Origin of the sequence: Streptomyces sp. JL2001, assembly GCF_050917515.1 — a bacterium.
Lineage (GTDB): Bacteria > Actinomycetota > Actinomycetes > Streptomycetales > Streptomycetaceae > Streptomyces.
Genome location: NZ_CP169421.1, coordinates 1,907,450 through 1,923,145 on the forward strand (window position 1 = coordinate 1,907,450; position 15,696 = coordinate 1,923,145).

11 protein-coding genes are annotated in these 15,696 nt (G+C 72.1%); 5 read left to right on the plus strand and 6 right to left on the minus strand.

The window, feature by feature from the left end:
- Positions 1–38 precede the first annotated feature (38 nt).
- Together acnA and ACE1OA_RS08310 are read right to left on the minus strand one after the other, a co-directional pair.
- Positions 39–2,753, minus strand: a complete 2,715-nt coding sequence (gene acnA, locus ACE1OA_RS08305) for an aconitate hydratase AcnA (RefSeq protein ID WP_432752565.1) — start codon at positions 2,751–2,753, stop codon at positions 39–41.
- A 209-nt stretch (positions 2,754–2,962) separates the two neighbouring features.
- On the minus strand, positions 2,963–3,895 hold the full coding sequence (locus ACE1OA_RS08310; protein WP_356607541.1) for a helix-turn-helix domain-containing protein: 933 nt from the start codon (positions 3,893–3,895) through the stop codon (positions 2,963–2,965).
- 109 nt (positions 3,896–4,004) lie between these two features.
- On the opposite strand from ACE1OA_RS08310, the gene ACE1OA_RS08315 reads away from it, so the two are divergent.
- From ACE1OA_RS08315 to ACE1OA_RS08325, 3 genes are all read left to right on the plus strand, one after another.
- Entirely contained in the window at positions 4,005–5,063 is a 1,059-nt protein-coding gene (locus tag ACE1OA_RS08315) for a saccharopine dehydrogenase family protein (protein WP_432752566.1), read from the plus strand.
- Positions 5,064–5,189: 126 nt separating this feature from the next.
- Entirely contained in the window at positions 5,190–5,546 is a 357-nt protein-coding gene (locus tag ACE1OA_RS08320) for a VOC family protein (RefSeq protein WP_356607545.1), read from the plus strand.
- Between the two features lie 50 nt (positions 5,547–5,596).
- A complete protein-coding gene (locus ACE1OA_RS08325) occupies positions 5,597–7,126 on the plus strand; it encodes a helix-turn-helix domain-containing protein (protein ID WP_147980625.1) in 1,530 nt (509 codons plus the stop codon).
- 89 nt (positions 7,127–7,215) lie between these two features.
- Here ACE1OA_RS08325 and ACE1OA_RS08330 read toward each other — a convergent pair whose 3' ends face one another.
- The 3 genes from ACE1OA_RS08330 to ACE1OA_RS08340 form a co-directional block, all read right to left on the minus strand.
- On the minus strand, positions 7,216–8,769 hold the full coding sequence (locus ACE1OA_RS08330; protein ID WP_356607547.1) for an MFS transporter: 1,554 nt from the start codon (positions 8,767–8,769) through the stop codon (positions 7,216–7,218).
- 248 nt (positions 8,770–9,017) lie between these two features.
- A complete protein-coding gene (locus tag ACE1OA_RS08335; RefSeq protein ID WP_356778906.1) occupies positions 9,018–9,419 on the minus strand; it encodes a RidA family protein in 402 nt (133 codons plus the stop codon).
- Entirely contained in the window at positions 9,416–10,528 is a 1,113-nt protein-coding gene (locus ACE1OA_RS08340) for an acyl-CoA dehydrogenase family protein (RefSeq protein WP_356778905.1), read from the minus strand. Before ACE1OA_RS08340 ends, ACE1OA_RS08335 begins: the two co-directional genes overlap by 4 nt.
- 108 nt (positions 10,529–10,636) lie before the next feature.
- Here ACE1OA_RS08340 and ACE1OA_RS08345 point away from each other — a divergent pair, with 108 nt between their 5' ends.
- Both ACE1OA_RS08345 and ACE1OA_RS08350 read left to right on the plus strand, forming a co-directional pair.
- On the plus strand, positions 10,637–12,307 hold the full coding sequence (locus tag ACE1OA_RS08345) for an AMP-binding protein (RefSeq protein WP_384867585.1): 1,671 nt from the start codon (positions 10,637–10,639) through the stop codon (positions 12,305–12,307).
- Positions 12,308–12,376: 69 nt separating this feature from the next.
- Positions 12,377–13,219 carry a PaaX family transcriptional regulator gene (locus ACE1OA_RS08350; RefSeq protein ID WP_361312721.1) on the plus strand — a complete coding sequence of 281 codons (843 nt, stop codon included), beginning with the start codon at positions 12,377–12,379 and terminating at the stop codon, positions 13,217–13,219.
- Positions 13,220–13,304: 85 nt separating this feature from the next.
- Here ACE1OA_RS08350 and ACE1OA_RS08355 read toward each other — a convergent pair whose 3' ends face one another.
- The gene (locus tag ACE1OA_RS08355; RefSeq protein WP_432752567.1) at positions 13,305–15,695 is read right to left on the minus strand and encodes a bifunctional salicylyl-CoA 5-hydroxylase/oxidoreductase; all 2,391 of its coding nucleotides are present in this window, start codon (positions 15,693–15,695) and stop codon (positions 13,305–13,307) included.
- Position 15,696 lies beyond the last annotated feature (1 nt).

The following is a 15,696-nucleotide window of genomic DNA, read 5'->3' on the forward strand; positions in this document are numbered from 1 at the left end:
CGCACCCCCGGACGGGGTGCGGGCCCTTTCGGCGTGTGCTAGCCGCGGATCAGGTTGCGGAGCACGTACTGCATGATGCCGCCGTTGCGGTAGTAGTCCGCCTCACCGGGGGTGTCGATGCGGACGACCGCGTCGAACTCGACACCGGTGTCGGTGCTGACCTTGACCGTGCGCGGGGTGACGCCGTTGTTGAGCTCCTCGACGCCGGTGAAGGAGAAGGTCTCCTCGCCGGTCAGACCGAGGGTCTCGGCCGAGTGGCCCTCCGGGAACTGCAGCGGCAGGACGCCCATGCCGATGAGGTTCGAGCGGTGGATGCGCTCGTACGACTCGGCGATGACGGCCTTGACGCCGAGCAGCGCGGTGCCCTTGGCGGCCCAGTCACGGGACGAACCGGAGCCGTACTCCTTGCCCGCCAGGATCGCGAGCGGGGTGCCCTGCTCGATGTAGTTGCGCGAGGCGTCGTAGATGAACGACACCGGGGCGCCGTCCTTCGTGAAGTCGCGGGTGTAGCCGCCCTCGGTGCCCGGCGCGATCTGGTTGCGCAGGCGGATGTTGGCGAACGTGCCGCGGATCATGACCTCGTGGTTGCCTCGGCGCGAGCCGTAGGAGTTGAAGTCACGACGCTCCACACCGTGCTCGGTGAGGTACTGGCCGGCCGGGGTGTCGGCCTTGATGGCACCGGCCGGGGAGATGTGGTCGGTGGTGACCGAGTCGCCCAGCTTGGCCAGGACGCGCGCGCCGACGATGTCGGTGACCGGGGTGGTCTCCATCGTCATGCCCTCGAAGTAAGGGGGCTTGCGGACGTAGGTGGACTCGGTGTCCCACTCGAAGGTGTTGCCGGTCGGGATCGGCAGCGCCTGCCACTGGGCGTCGCCCGCGAAGACGTCCTGGTAGGACTTGTTGAACATGTCCTCGCCGATGGCGCTGGCCACGACCTCGTTGACCTCGGCCTCGGTCGGCCAGATGTCGGCCAGGTGGACGGGCTTGCCGTCCTGGTCGACACCGAGCGCGTCCTTGGTGATGTCCACCTTCATGGAACCCGCGAGGGCGTACGCGACGACCAGCGGCGGGGAGGCCAGGTAGTTCATCTTGACGTCGGGGTTGATGCGGCCCTCGAAGTTCCGGTTGCCGGAGAGGACCGAGGTGACCGCGAGGTCGTGCTCGTTGACGGCCTTGGAGACCTCGTCCGGCAGCGGGCCGGAGTTGCCGATGCAGGTGGTGCAGCCGTAGCCGACGAGGTTGAAGCCGACCTTGTCGAGGTAGGGGGTCAGACCCGCCTTGTCGAAGTAGTCGGTCACGACCTTCGAGCCCGGGGCGAGGGTGGTCTTGACCCACGGCTTGCGGGTCAGGCCCTTCTCCACGGCCTTCTTCGCGACGAGCGCGGCGGCGACCATGACGTACGGGTTCGACGTGTTGGTGCAGGAGGTGATCGCGGCGACGGTGACGGCGCCGTGGTCGATCGTGTAGGTGCTGCCGTCGGGGGCGGTCACCTGGACCGGGTTCGACGGGACGCCGTTGGTCTGCGCCGGGGAGTCGGAAGCCGGGAAGGACTCCTCGCCCGCCTCGTCGGCGGTGTCGACGTAGTTGCGGACGTCCTGGGCGAACTGCTCCGCGGCTTTCGCGAGGACGATGCGGTCCTGCGGGCGCTTCGGGCCGGCGATGGAGGGGACGACCGTGGAGAGGTCGAGCTCCAGCTTCTCGGAGAAGTCGGGCTCGGCGGCCGGGTCGAGCCAGAGGCCCTGCTCCTTGGCGTACGCCTCGACGAGCGCGACCTGCTGCTCGGAGCGGCCGGTGAGCTTGAGGTAGTTCAGGGTCTCGCCGTCGATCGGGAAGATCGCGGCGGTGGAGCCGAACTCCGGCGACATGTTGCCGATGGTGGCGCGGTTGGCCAGGGAGGTCGCGGCGACGCCCTCACCGTAGAACTCGACGAACTTGCCGACGACGCCGTGCTTGCGCAGCATCTCGGTGATCGTGAGGACGAGGTCGGTGGCGGTGGTGCCGGGGGTGAGCTCACCGGTCAGCTTGAAGCCGACGACGCGCGGGATGAGCATCGAGACCGGCTGGCCGAGCATCGCGGCCTCGGCCTCGATGCCGCCGACGCCCCAGCCGAGCACGCCGAGGCCGTTGACCATGGTGGTGTGCGAGTCGGTGCCGACGAGGGTGTCGGGGTACGCCTGGCCGTTGCGGACCATGACCGTACGGGCCAGGTGCTCGATGTTGACCTGGTGGACGATGCCGGTGCCGGGCGGGACGACCTTGAACTCGTCGAAGGCGGTCTGGCCCCAGCGCAGGAACTGGTAGCGCTCCTTGTTGCGGCCGTACTCCAGCTCGACGTTCTGGCCGAAGGCTTCCTTCGTGCCGAACTTGTCGGCGATGACGGAGTGGTCGATGACCAGCTCGGCCGGGGCGAGCGGGTTGATCTTCGCCGGGTCGCCACCGAGCTCCTTGACGGCCTCACGCATGGTGGCGAGGTCGACGACACAGGGCACGCCGGTGAAGTCCTGCATGATCACGCGGGCCGGCGTGAACTGGATCTCCTGGCTCGGCTGAGCCTGCGAGTCCCAGCCACCCAGCGCACGGATGTGGTCGGCGGTGATGTTCGCGCCGTCCTCGGTGCGGAGCAGGTTCTCCAGCAGCACCTTCAGGCTGTAGGGGAGGCGGGCCGAGCCCTCCACCTTGTCCAGCTTGAAGATCTCGTACGACTCGTCGCCCACCTGCAGCGTGCTGCGGGCGTCGAAGCTGTTCGCCGACACGACAGTCTCCTTCATCAATGTGCGCGTTCTACCGCCATGCTGCCGCCACGGCTCCACGCCGATCCGCTAAGGTAAGGCTTAGTTAGGTAACCCTTACCGAGTGGGCGGCTGCGGTGCGCCGCAAGCAGTTATCTCGATGTCGAGATAACTCTAGTGCATCCCCGCCCCTCGGTCATGCCCGGCATGCGTGTGATCGCTCCCATGCCGCGTCACCCGGCGGCCGCCCGCGTACGCCGGAAGGTACGCCGGTAGGCGTCCGGGGGGACGCCCAGGGTGCGGTTGAAATGGCGGCGCAGCGTCGTGGCCGTACCCATGCCGGTGGCCTCCGCCACGGCGTCGACACTGTCACCGGTGGATTCGAGGAGCTCCTGGGCGCGCCGGATCCGCTGGTTCAGCAGCCACTGGAGCGGGGTGGTGCCGGTCACCGAGCGGAAGTGACGGCCGAGGTGGCGCGAGCTCATGTTCGCCCGGCGCGCCAGGTCCTCCACGGTCAGCGGCTGGTCGAGCCGCTCGATCACCCAGGGCAGCAGGTCCGCGAGCGGGTGGTCGTCCCGGGCGGGCACGGGCGCGGTGACGAACTGGGCCTGGCCGCCCGCCCGGTGCGGGGGCACGACCAGACGGCGGGCGACCGTGTTGGCGAACGCGGATCCGTGGTCGAGGCGGACCAGGTGCAGGCAGAGGTCCATCGCCGCGGCCTTGCCCGCCGAGGTGAGCACGGTGCCGTTGTCGACGTAGAGCACGTCCGGATCGACCTCCACCAGGGGGTGGCGGGCGGCCAGCACATCGGTGTGCGCCCAGTGCGTCGTCGCGCGCCGGCCGTCCAGCAGCCCCGCCGCGGCCAGGACGAACGCGCCCGTGCACAGCGAGGCCACCCGCGCGCCCGCCTCGTGTGCGGCGCGCACCGCGTCGACCAGCTCGACGGGCGGGTCGACGTCCACGTCGGCCCACCCCGGGACGATCACCGTGCCGGCGTCCCGGAGCCCGTCGAGGCCCGCGTCGGGCTCCAGCCGGAAGCGGCCGACCCGCACCGGGCCCGGCCCGCAGACGGTGAGGTCGTACGGGGCTCCCCCGAACACCTCGGACGCCACGGAGAGTTCGAAGTGCAGCATGCCGTCCGTGACGGCCAGCGCGACCTTGTCCATGTCCGGAAGTGTACGGGCCATGTCGTTCCGGACACTCGTCCCGGCCGGCCCCCGGCGACAGAATTTCCGTATCGGACAGGCCAGACGGAAGACGACGGGGGAGCAACCCATGACATCGGCATCGACGGCGGCGGCGGATTCGGCACGGGGGCGGAAGGTCGCGGTGTTCGGCGCGTACGGGCACACCGGGCGCTTCGTGGTGGCGGAGCTGCTGGACCGCGGCTTCGTCCCCGTGGCGTCCGGCCGTGACGCCGGCAAGCTGGACGCGCTGGCGGCCTCCCACCCGGGGCTCGACGTCCGGACCGCCTCGGTGGACGACCCTGCCTCCCTGGACCGGGCGCTGGCCGGCGCCGACGCGGTGATCAACTCCGCCGGGCCCTTCGCCGAGACCGCTGCCCCGGTGATCGAGGCGGCGCTGCGGGCCGGGATCCCGTACGTGGACGTGGCGGCCGAGATCGAGGCCAACGTCGACACCTTCGCCCGGTTCGCGGAGCCCGCCCGGGCCGCCGGTGTCCCGGTGGTCCCCGCGATGGCCTTCTTCGGCGGCCTCGGCGACCTGCTGGTGACCGCGGCGATGGGCGACCGCACGGCGGCCGACGAGGCCCACGTGGCGTACGGGCTGAGCAGCTGGCACCCCACGCCCGGCACGCGCACGGCGGGGGCGGTCTCGCGGCAGCGCAGGGACGGCCGGCACGTCCGCTTCCGCGACGGGCGCCTGCAGTACGGCGAGGCCGCCTCGCCCACCCTGCGGTGGAACTTCCCCGCCCCCCTGGGGGACCGGCCCGTGATCGGCGACTTCACCATGGCCGACGTGGTCACCGTCCCCAGCCACCTGGCCGTCCCCGACGTCCGCACCCACATGGCCGCCGAGGCGGCCCGGGACCTCTCCTCCGCCGACACCCCGGCCCCGGCCGCCGTGGACGCGCGCGGCCGGTCCGCGCAGACCTTCCTCGTCGACGTACTCGTGCGCGCGGGCGACACGGAGCTGAGGGCCGTGGCGAGCGGCCAGGACATCTACGCCGTCAGCGCCCCGCTCGCGGTGGAGGCGGTGGCCCGGATCCTGACGGGGCGGACCAGGACGGTCGGAGTCGCCTCGGCCGGTGCGATGTTCGACGCGCTCGACTTCCTTCGCGCCCTTTCCGGGCACCTTTCGGTCGAATTGCCCTGACGGGGAAAGGGGTGCGGATGGCGGGAGGACCCTCCCTCCCGTCGGGCCGGGTCTCCCCCGTCCGGCCCCTCCCCGTCCGGACGCCCCCCGATGGCCGGAACCGGACCCCGGGGTGACGATCGGAGCATGTTCAGTGGCGCGCACGTGATCCTCCACACCCCGGACGCGGAGGCCGACCGCGCCTTCCTCCGGGACGTACTGGGCTTCCCCCACGTCGACGCAGGCCGCGGCTGGCTCGTGTTCGCGCTGCCGCCCGCCGAGGTGGCCGTCCACCCCACCGAGGGCGGGCCGAAGCACGAGCTCTACCTGATGTGCGACGACATCGTGGGCACGCTGACCGCCCTGGAGGACCGGGGAGCCGAGATCTCACGGCCCGTCAGCGATCAGGGGTGGGGACTGCTCGCCGCCCTGCGCCTGCCGAGCGGCACCGAACTCCCGCTCTACGAACCGCGTCACCCGACCGCGCACGGCCTGTCACCCTGATGGCCCACCCTCACGGCAGGCTCATCTCATATCTGAGATAACGTGACGCCATGGCAGACGACTACCTCGTACGAATCGGCAAGCTCATCCGTGATGCCCGTCAGCATCGCGGCTGGACACAGACCCAGCTCGCCGAAGCACTGGCCACCAGCCAGAGTGCCGTCAACCGGATCGAACGCGGCAACCAGAACATCAGTCTTGAGATGATCGCGCGCATCGGGGAAGCCCTCGACAGCGAGATCGTGTCCCTCGGCTACTCCGGCCCCATGCACCTGCGCGTGGTGGGCCGCCGCCGGCTGTCCGGCGCCATCGACGTCAAGACGAGCAAGAACGCCTGTGTCGCGCTGCTGTGCGGCTCGCTCCTCAACAAGGGCCGCACGGTGCTGCGCCGGGTCGCCCGCATCGAGGAGGTCTTCCGCCTGCTGGAGGTCCTGAACTCCATCGGCGTGCGCACCCGCTGGATCAACGACGGCGTCGACCTGGAGATCGTGCCGCCCGCCGAGCTCGACATGGAGTCGATCGACGCCGAGGCGGCGATCCGCACCCGCTCGATCATCATGTTCCTCGGCCCGCTGCTGCACCGCCTCGACCGCTTCAAGCTGCCGTACGCCGGCGGCTGCGACCTCGGCACCCGCACGATCGAGCCGCACATGATCGCGCTGCGCCGCTTCGGTCTGGACATCACCGCGACCGAGGGGCTCTACCACGCCCAGGTCGAGCCGGCCGTCTCCCCCGACCGCCCGATCGTGCTGACCGAGCGCGGCGACACCGTGACCGAGAACGCGCTGCTCGCCGCCGCCCGCCACGACGGCGTCACCGTCATCCGCAACGCCTCGTCCAACTACATGGTCCAGGACCTCTGCTTCTTCCTGGAGGCGCTCGGCGTCCGGGTCGACGGCATCGGCACGACCACGCTGACCGTGCACGGCGTGCCGCAGATCGACGTGGACGTGGACTACTCCCCCTCCGAGGACCCGGTCGAGGCGATGAGCCTGCTGGCCGCCGCCGTCGTCACCGAGTCGGAACTGACGATCCGCCGCGTCCCGATCGAGTTCATGGAGATCGAGCTCGCGGTCCTGGAGGAGATGGGCCTCGACCACGACCGCTCCGCAGAGTACCCCGCCGACAACGGCCGTACCCGCCTGGTCGACCTGACGGTCCGCCCCTCCAAGCTGGAGGCGCCGATCGACAAGATCCACCCGATGCCGTTCCCCGGCCTGAACATCGACAACGTGCCGTTCTTCGCGGCGATCGCGGCGACGGCCCAGGGCAAGACCCTGATCCACGACTGGGTCTACGACAACCGCGCCATCTACCTCACCGACCTCAACCGGCTCGGCGGCCGCCTCCAGCTCCTCGACCCCCACCGCGTCCTGGTCGAGGGCCCGACCCGCTGGCGCGCCGCCGAGATGATGTGCCCGCCGGCCCTGCGCCCGGCGGTGGTGGTCCTGCTCGCGATGATGGCGGCCGAGGGCACCTCGGTCCTCCGCAACGTCTACGTCATCAACCGGGGGTACGAGGAGCTGGCGGAGCGCCTGAACTCGGTGGGCGCGCAGATCGAGATCTTCCGCGACATCTGAGTCCCCCGCACGCACGCACGCCAGGGGCGGAGCCGGTCGGCTCCGCCCCTGGCGTCCTTCGCCCCGTCGTGGTCCTGCGGGCCGGCGGATCAGCCCATGCCCGGTGGGCCCATGCCGCCTTTGAGGCGGTCGATGTCCGACTGGCGGACCTGGATCACGAAGATCGCGATCAGCGCGCCCACCACGGCGAAGATCGCCGCCGTGACGAAGCCCGCGGAGACACCGGAGGTCAGCACCTGGTCGCTCCAGGGCGGTGGCAGCTGGCCCGTCTTGGCGAACTGGGCCTTCTCCAGCGGGCTTGCCTGGGAGAGGAAGGCGGGGACCTGCTCGTCCGCCTCGTTGCGGCTGGCCGTGCCGAAGACGGTCACCAGGATCGACAGGCCCAGCGAACCGCCCACCTGCTGCATCGCGTTGAGCAGGCCGGACGCGGCTCCCGACTCCCGCGGCTCGACGTTCGACAGGGCCATGATGGTCAGCGAGACGAACATCAGGCCCATGCCGAGCCCGAAGACCAGGATCGGCCCGAGGATGCTGCCCAGGTAGGTCGAGTCCACGTCGGTCAGGGTCAGCCAGGACAGGCCGGCCGCGGCCAGGATCGACCCCGTCACCATGAAGGGTTTGGGCCCGTACTTGGGCAGCAGGTTGGACGTGATGCCGGCTCCGACCGCGATGATCGCGCTCACCGGCAGGAAGGCGAGTCCCGCCGCCAGGGGGCTGAAGCCCAGGACCGTCTGCACGAACAGGGTCAGGAAGAAGAACATCCCGAAGATGGCCGCCGCCAGGCAGAGCATGATCGCGTACGTGCCCGACCGGTTGCGGTCGGCGAACATGTGCAGTGGCGTGATCGGCTGCTGGGAGCGGCGCTCGATGAGGATGAACAGCCCCAGGAGCACGATCGCCGCGACGAACGACCCGATGGTGTAGGGGTCGCGCCAGCCCTCCTGTGCGGCCCGGATGAAGCCGTAGACCAGCGCCACCATGCCGAGTGTCGAGGTCAGCGCTCCGGCGAGGTCGAAGTGGCCGGGGTGCCTCTCGGACTCCTTGACGTGGCGGGGGGTGAGGAAGGCGATGAGCAGGGCGATCGGCACGTTGACGAAGAAGATCCAGCGCCAGTCGAGCCATTCGACGAGCACGCCGCCGGCGACCAGGCCGATCGCGCCGCCACCGGCCGAGACCGCCGCGAAGACGCCGAAGGCCCGGTTGCGCTCGGGGCCTTCGTCGAAGGTCGTGGTGATCAGGGACAGCGACGTCGGTGAGGCGATCGCACCGCCGACGCCCTGGAGGGCGCGGGCCGCGAGGAGTTGCCATTCGCTCTGCGCGAGTCCGCAGAAGAGCGAGGCCAGTCCGAAGAGCAGTACGCCGAAGATGAAGACGCGCCGCCGCCCCAGGATGTCTCCGAAGCGCCCGCCGAGGAGCAGCAGGCCGCCGAAGGTGAGGGTGTAGGCGTTGACGACCCAGGACAGGCTGGTCGTGGAGAAGTCCAGTGCGCTCTGGATGTCTGGGAGCGCGATGTTCACGATCGTGATGTCGAGGACCACCATCAGCTGGCAGGACGCGATCACGAACAGGGCGATGCCCTTGCCGTCACTGCCCTTCTTCGAGGTGGCGGTCTGTGCCGGAGTCGTCGGCTTGGGTGTACTCATTGGCGCCTCGGGTTCTCGCCTGGTGAGTGAGCCGTGGGCCGGTCAGTCCACCTTTCGACACTAAGCCCGGGTCCTGTGGGTGACCAGTTGATCAAGCGGTGCCGGGCGCCCGGGCGGTGAACGTGCCCGGGGCCGCCGCGAGCCGCCCCCGCGGCGGCAGTTCGGGGGCGGCGGCCGTGCTCCCGCGGCGCGACACCCCCGGTCCGTACCGTCCGGGCCCGCGCCCGCGGCGCCCGCCGCGGTGACGGTCAGTCCAGTACCGCGAAGCCGTCCAGTTCCACCTGGGCCTGGTCGTCCCAGAGCCGCACGACGCCGATCACGGCCATCGCGGGATAGTCGCGGCCGGCCAACCTGCGCCAGATGCGGCCCAGTTCGTGGGCGTGCCGCCGGTAGTCGGCGACGTCGGTGACGTAGACGGTGACACGGGCCAGGTCGGCGGGGGAACCGCCGGCGTGCCGCAGCGCGGTGAGGAGGTTGGCGAGCGCGGTCTCGAACTGCTCGGGCAGGCCCTCCCCCACCACCTTGCCGTCGCGGTCCAGGCTGGTCTGGCCGGCGAGGAAGACCAGGCGGGAGCCGGTGGCGGTGACGGCGTGGGTGAAGCCGGCGGGCGGCGAGAGCTCGGCCGGGTTGTGCCGGTGGAGGGGGCTCATCCGTACAGCTCCTTCGCGATGATCGTGCGCTGGACCTCGGTCGCGCCTTCGTAGATGCGGGGTGCGCGGACCTCGCGGTAGAGGTGTTCGAGGAGGTGGCCGCGTTGCAGGGCGCGTGCCCCGTGCAGTTGGACGGCGGCGTCGACGACGTACTGCGCGGTCTCCGTGGCGAACAGTTTCGCCATGGCGGAGCGGCGGGGCACGTCGGCGGCGCCGGAGTCGTACGCCGCCGCGGCCGCGTAGACCAGCAGGCGGGCGGCCTCGGTGCGGGTGGCCATCTCGGCGACCTGGTGGGAGACGGCCTGGAGGTCGCGCAGGACGCCGCCGAACGCGGGGCGGGCGGCGGTGTGGGCGAGGGTCGCGTCGAGGGCCGCCTGGGCCATGCCGACGGCGAAGGCGCCGACGCTGGGGCGGAAGAGGTTCAGGGTGGTCATGGCGACCCGGAAGCCGCGGTCGGGCTCGCCGAGGACGTCGGCCGCGCCGACGGGCACCCCGTCGAAGACGAGGGAGCCGATGGCGTGCGGGGCGAGCATGTCGAGGGCCTCGCCGGTGAGTCCGGGGCGGTCGGCGGGGACGAGGAAGGCGGTGACGCCGCGGGCTCCGGCGCCGGGGGTGGTGCGGGCGAAGACGGTGGCGAAGTCGGCCTCGGGCGCGTTGGAGATCCAGCGCTTCTCGCCGTGCAGGAGCCAGCCGCCGGCGCCGTCGGGCCGGGCTTCCAGGGCCAGGGCGGCTGCGTCGGAGCCCGCGTCGGGCTCGCTGAGGGCGAAGGCGGCGACGGCGCGGCCGGCGACGACCTCGGGGAGCCAGCGGTCGCGCTGCGCGGCGGTGCCGAAGGCGGCGACCGGGTGGGACCCGAGACCCTGGAGGGCGAGGGCGGTCTCGGCCTCCGTGCAGGAATGGGCGAGGGACTCGCGCATCAGGCAGAGGTCGAGGGCGCCGGCGTCGAAGAGCCGGGCGAGCAGGCCGAGTTCGCCGAGGGCGGCGACCAGCGGGCGGTTGACGCGGCCGGGTTCGCCCTTCTCGGCGAGGGGACGGAGCCGCTCGGCTGCGAGCTCCCGGAGCTCCTCACAGCGGGCGGTCTGTGCTGGATCGAGCGAGAATACGGGCATTCGGACCCCTGTTTCCGTCGCTTCATCACTTCTATCGCGCACCGTTGACTGTCGTCACCATCACGATACGCTCGATGGGCGACCCCACCACGACAAGGGGACGAACTCATGGAGCTGACCCCCTCGGCGCACCACGACACCTTCGCGCGCGACCATCTGCCGCCCCCCGGGCAGTGGCCGCACCTGCTCTTCGATCTGCCCGGGCTGCGCTACCCGGACCGCCTCAACTGCGGGGCCGAACTGCTCGACCGCACGGTGGAGCAGTTCGGCGCGGACCGCCCGGCCTTCCTGGACGGCGCGGGAAATGTATGGACATACGGACAATTGCGCGAACGGGTGGACCGGATCGCGCACGTGCTGACGTCCGACCTCGACGTCCGGCCCGGCAACCGGGTGCTCCTGCGGGGCCCCACCACCCCCTGGCTGGCCGCCTGCTGGCTCGCGGTGATGAAGGCGGGCGCGGTCGCCGTCACCGTACTGGCCCAGCAGCGGGCGTCGGAACTCGCCGTGATGTGCGAGATGGCCCGGTGCAGCCACGCCCTCTGCGACGTCAGGACGGTCGACGACCTGGTGAAGGCCGAGGTCCCGGGGCTGCGGATCACCGCGTTCGGCGGGGACGCGCCCGACGACCTGCTCTCCCTGGCACTCGCCCGGCCGGCGGTCTACGAGGCGGTGCCCACGGCCGCCGACGACGTGGCGCTGATCGCGTTCACCTCCGGCACCACCGGCCGGCCCAAGGGGTGCATGCACTTCCACCGCGACGTACTGGCGATCGCCGACACCTTCTCCGCGCACGTGCTGCGCCCCGAGCCGGACGACCTGTTCGCCGGTTCCCCGCCCCTCGGCTTCACCTTCGGCCTCGGCGGACTGGTCGTCTTCCCGCTGCGGGCGGGCGCGAGGGCACTGCTGCTCGAACAGTCGGGCCCCAAACAGCTGCTGACGGCCATCGAGGAGCACCGGGTGTCGGTGCTCTTCACGGCACCGACCGCCTACCGGGTGATGATGGAGGAGATGGACCGCCACGGCGGCCACGACGTCTCCTCGCTGCGCCGGTGCGTCTCGGCCGGCGAGAACCTGCCGGCCGCCACCTGGGACGCCTGGCACGCGCGCACCGGCCTGAAACTGATCAACGGCATCGGTGCCACCGAGCTGCTCCACATCTTCATCTCGGCGGCCGACGGGGCCGTCCGCCCGGGCACCACGGGCCGGCCGGTCCCCGGCTGGCAGGCGCGGGTGGTGGACCGGCTGGGCACCGACGTCCCGGACGGCCAGGAGGGCCTGCTCGCCGTGCGCGGCCCGGTCGGCTGCCGGTACCTGGCCGATCCCCGCCAGGGCGAGTACGTGCTCGACGGCTGGAACGTCACGGGCGACACCTACGTCCGCGAGGCGGACGGCTACTTCCGCTACGTCGCCCGCGCCGACGACATGATCGTCTCGGCCGGCTTCAACGTGGCCGGACCCCAGGTGGAGGAGGCGCTGCTGGCTCACCCGGACGTGGTGGAGGTGGCGGTGGTGGGCGTTCCGGACGAGCTGCGCGGCCAGATCGTGGTGGCGTACACGGTGGTCCGGGACGGGGTGCCGCGGGACGCGGAGACGTCGGCGGCGCTGCGCGCCTTCGTGCGGTCCCGGCTGGTGCCGTACAAGAGCCCGCGGAAGATCGTCTTCCTGGACGCGCTGCCCCGGACGGCCACCGGGAAGCTGCAACGCTTCCGGCTGCGGGAGGCGCACGGCGAGGACCGTGACGAGGACCCCCGGCGTGACCGGCTGGGGGCGCCGTAGGGGTGCCGGTCGGGCTCCCGCCGCTCACTTTTCCGGCCCCACCGGCGAGACGCCCCCTAGAGTGATCACGTGGCCGAGCAGCACACTCCCCGTTCCCTGATCGTCTCGCTGTACGGCGCGTACGGCCGCGGCCGTACGCGCGACGAGGCGCCCATGCCGGTGGCGGAGCTGATCCGCCTCCTCGGAGTCCTGGGGGTGGACGCGCCGTCGGTACGGTCCTCGGTGTCGCGGCTGAAGCGGCGGGGGCTGCTGCTGCCGCGACGGACCCCCCTGGGCGCGGCCGGATACGCCCTGTCGGACGACGCGCGCCAGCTCCTGGACGACGGCGACCGGCGGATCTACGCCCGTGCGGAGCCGGAGCTGTCGGACGGCTGGGTGATCGCCGTCTTCTCCGTCCCCGAGGCCGAGCGCCACAAGCGCCATCTGCTGCGTTCCCGGCTGGCGCGCCTGGGCTTCGGTTCGGCGGCGCCGGGCGTCTGGATCGCCCCCGCCCGGCTGTACGAGGAGACCCGGCACACCCTGGAGCGGCTGGAGCTCTCGTCGTACGTGGACCTCTTCCGCGGCGAGCACCTGGGGTACGCGGCGACCGCGGAGGCGGTGTCCCGCTGGTGGGACCTGCCGGCGATCGCCAAGCTGCACGAGGAGTTCCTGGCCGCCCACGAGCCGGTGCTCCGGGCCTGGACGGCGTCGGCGGGCACGGCCGAGGACGCCTACCGGGACTACCTGTTCGCCCTGGACTCCTGGCGACGCCTGCCGTACGCCGACCCGGTCCTGCCGGCCGAGCTGCTGCCGGTGGACTGGCCGGGGAGCCGCTCGGCGGCGGTCTTCGCGGAGCTGCACGCGCGGCTGCACGAGGCGGGGGCCGCGTTCGTGCAGGCGGACGGGCCCGCCGACCGCCGTCCGGAGGCATGAGCCCGCACCCCGGACAGGACCTGGTCTCCCGGCTCCGTCGGGGCGGGGCGGCACGCGCGGGGGCCCGGCCGGCGCCGGGCCCGTCTCAGGGGCGGGAGCGCAGGCTCAGCCGGGGCTTCGGCGCGTCCGTGCGTCCCGTCGGGGGAGGCCGGCTGCCCGCCCGGTACGGGGCGGGCCAGGGCGCGGCCGGGCCCTGGTAGCCCTGTTCGGCCGCCGCGTGCAGGGTCCAGTGCGGGTCGTACAGGTGCGGGCGGGCCAGGGCGCACAGGTCGGCGCGGCCGGCGAGCAGCAGGGAGTTGACGTCGTCCCAGGAGGAGATGGCGCCGACGGCGACGACCGGGACGGCGAGGGCGTTGCGGATCCGGTCGGCGTACGGGGTCTGGTAGGAGCGGCCGTACTCCGGCCGCTCGTCGGCGACGACCTGGCCGGTCGAGACGTCCAGCGCGTCGGCGCCGTGGGCCGCGAAGGCACGGGCGATCTCCACGGCGTCCTCGGCGGTGGTGCCCCCGTCGGCCCAGTCGGTGGCGGAGATGCGGACGGTCGTCGGCCGCTCCTCGGGCCACACCTCCCGCACCGCGTCGAAGACCTCCAGCGGGAAGCGCAGCCGGTTCCCGAGGGAGCCGCCGTACGCGTCGGTGCGGAGGTTGGTCAGCGGGGACAGGAAGCCGGACAGCAGGTAGCCGTGGGCACAGTGCAGTTCCAGCAGGTCGAAGCCGCAGCCGGCGGCCCGCCGGGCCGCCGCGACGAAGTCCTCGCGTACGGCCTTCATGCCGTGCCGGTCCAGGGCGTGCGGGACCTGGTTGACGCCGGGGCGGTAGGGCAGCGGGGAGGCGGCGGTCACCGGCCAGTTCCCCTCGGGGAGGGGTTCGTCGATGCCCTCCCACATCAGGCGGGTGGAGCCCTTGCGTCCGGAGTGGCCGAGCTGCACGCCGATCGCGGTGCCGGGTGCGCGCTCGTGGACGAAGGCGGTGACGCGGCCCCAGGCAGTGGCCTGCTCGTCGGTGTAGAGGCCGGTGCAGCCGGGTGTGATCCGGCCCTCCGGGCTGACGCACACCATCTCGGTCATGACGAGTCCGGCGCCGCCCAGGGCCCGGGCTCCCAGGTGGACGAGGTGGAAGTCGTTCGGCACGCCGTCCACGGCCACGTACTGGTCCATCGGGGAGACGACCACGCGGTTGCGCAGGGTCAGTCCGCGCAGCCGGAAGGGGGTGAACATCGGCGGCGTCCCGGGCGGGCAGCCGAAGTCCCGCTCGACGGTGCCGGTGAAGACGGGGTCGCGCAGCCGCAGGTTGTCGTGGGTGACCCGGCGGCTGCGGGTCAGCAGGTTGAAGGCGAACTGGCGCGGCGGCTGGCCGAGATGGCCGGCGATCTCCTCGAACCAGCGCAGGCTGGCCGCGGCGGCGCGCTGGGTGGACTCGACGACCGGGCGGCGTTCGGCCTCGTAGGCGGCGAGTGCGTCGTCCAGGGCGGGGTGTTCCTCGACGCAGGCGGCGAGCGCGAGGGCGTCCTCGACGGCCAGCTTGGTGCCGGAGCCGATGGAGAAGTGGGCGGTGTGAGCGGCGTCGCCGAGGAGGACGACGCGGCCGTGGGACCAGCGTGCGTTGACGACGGTGCGGAACGCGGTCCAGGCGGAGCGGTTGGAGCGCAGCGTCCGGCCCCCGAGCGTCTCGGCGAAGATCTTGGCGCAGCGGGCGGTGGACTCCTGCTCGTCCATCTCGTCGAACCCGGCGGCGCGCCACACCTCCTCGCGCATCTCGACGATGACGGTGGAGGAGTCGGCCTCGTACGGGTAGCCGTGCAGCTGCATCACGCCGTGCTCGGTCTCGGCGATCTCGAAGCGGAAGGCGTCGAAGGCGAAGTCGGCGGCGAGCCAGATGTAGCGGCAGCGGTGTGTGGTGATGCGCGGCCGGAAGACGTCGGCGTGGGCCTCGCGGGTCGCGCTGTGGACGCCGTCGGCGGCGATCACGAGGTCGTGGGTGGCGGCGAGCCGGGTGGCCGGCGGGGCCTCGGCGCGGAAGCGGAGGCGGACGCCGAGCTCGGCGCAGCGGGCGTGCAGGATCTCCAGGAGGCGGCGCCTGCCGAGCGCGGCGAAGCCGTGTCCGGAGGAGGTGAGGAGCCGGCCGCGGTGGGCGATGTCGATGTCGTCCCAGCGGACGAACTCGTCCTGGAGCGCGCGGTACACGGCGGGGTCGGCGTGCTCGATGCCGCCGAGGGTCTCGTCGGACAGGACGACGCCGAAGCCGAAGGTGTCCTCGGGTGCGTTGCGCTCCCAGACGGTGACCTCGCGGGCGGGGTCGAGGCGCTTGAGGAGGGCCGCGGCGTAGAGCCCGCCCGGTCCGCCGCCGATCACCGCGATCCGCAGGGGTGCGGCGGGGGCCGGAGGGCCGGTGAGCTCGGGCGCGGGGCTCGCGGCGGTGCTCCGGGACGGCCCGGCCCCGGGTCCCGGACGGGCGGCGCCGTCCTGTGCGGCGGTCATG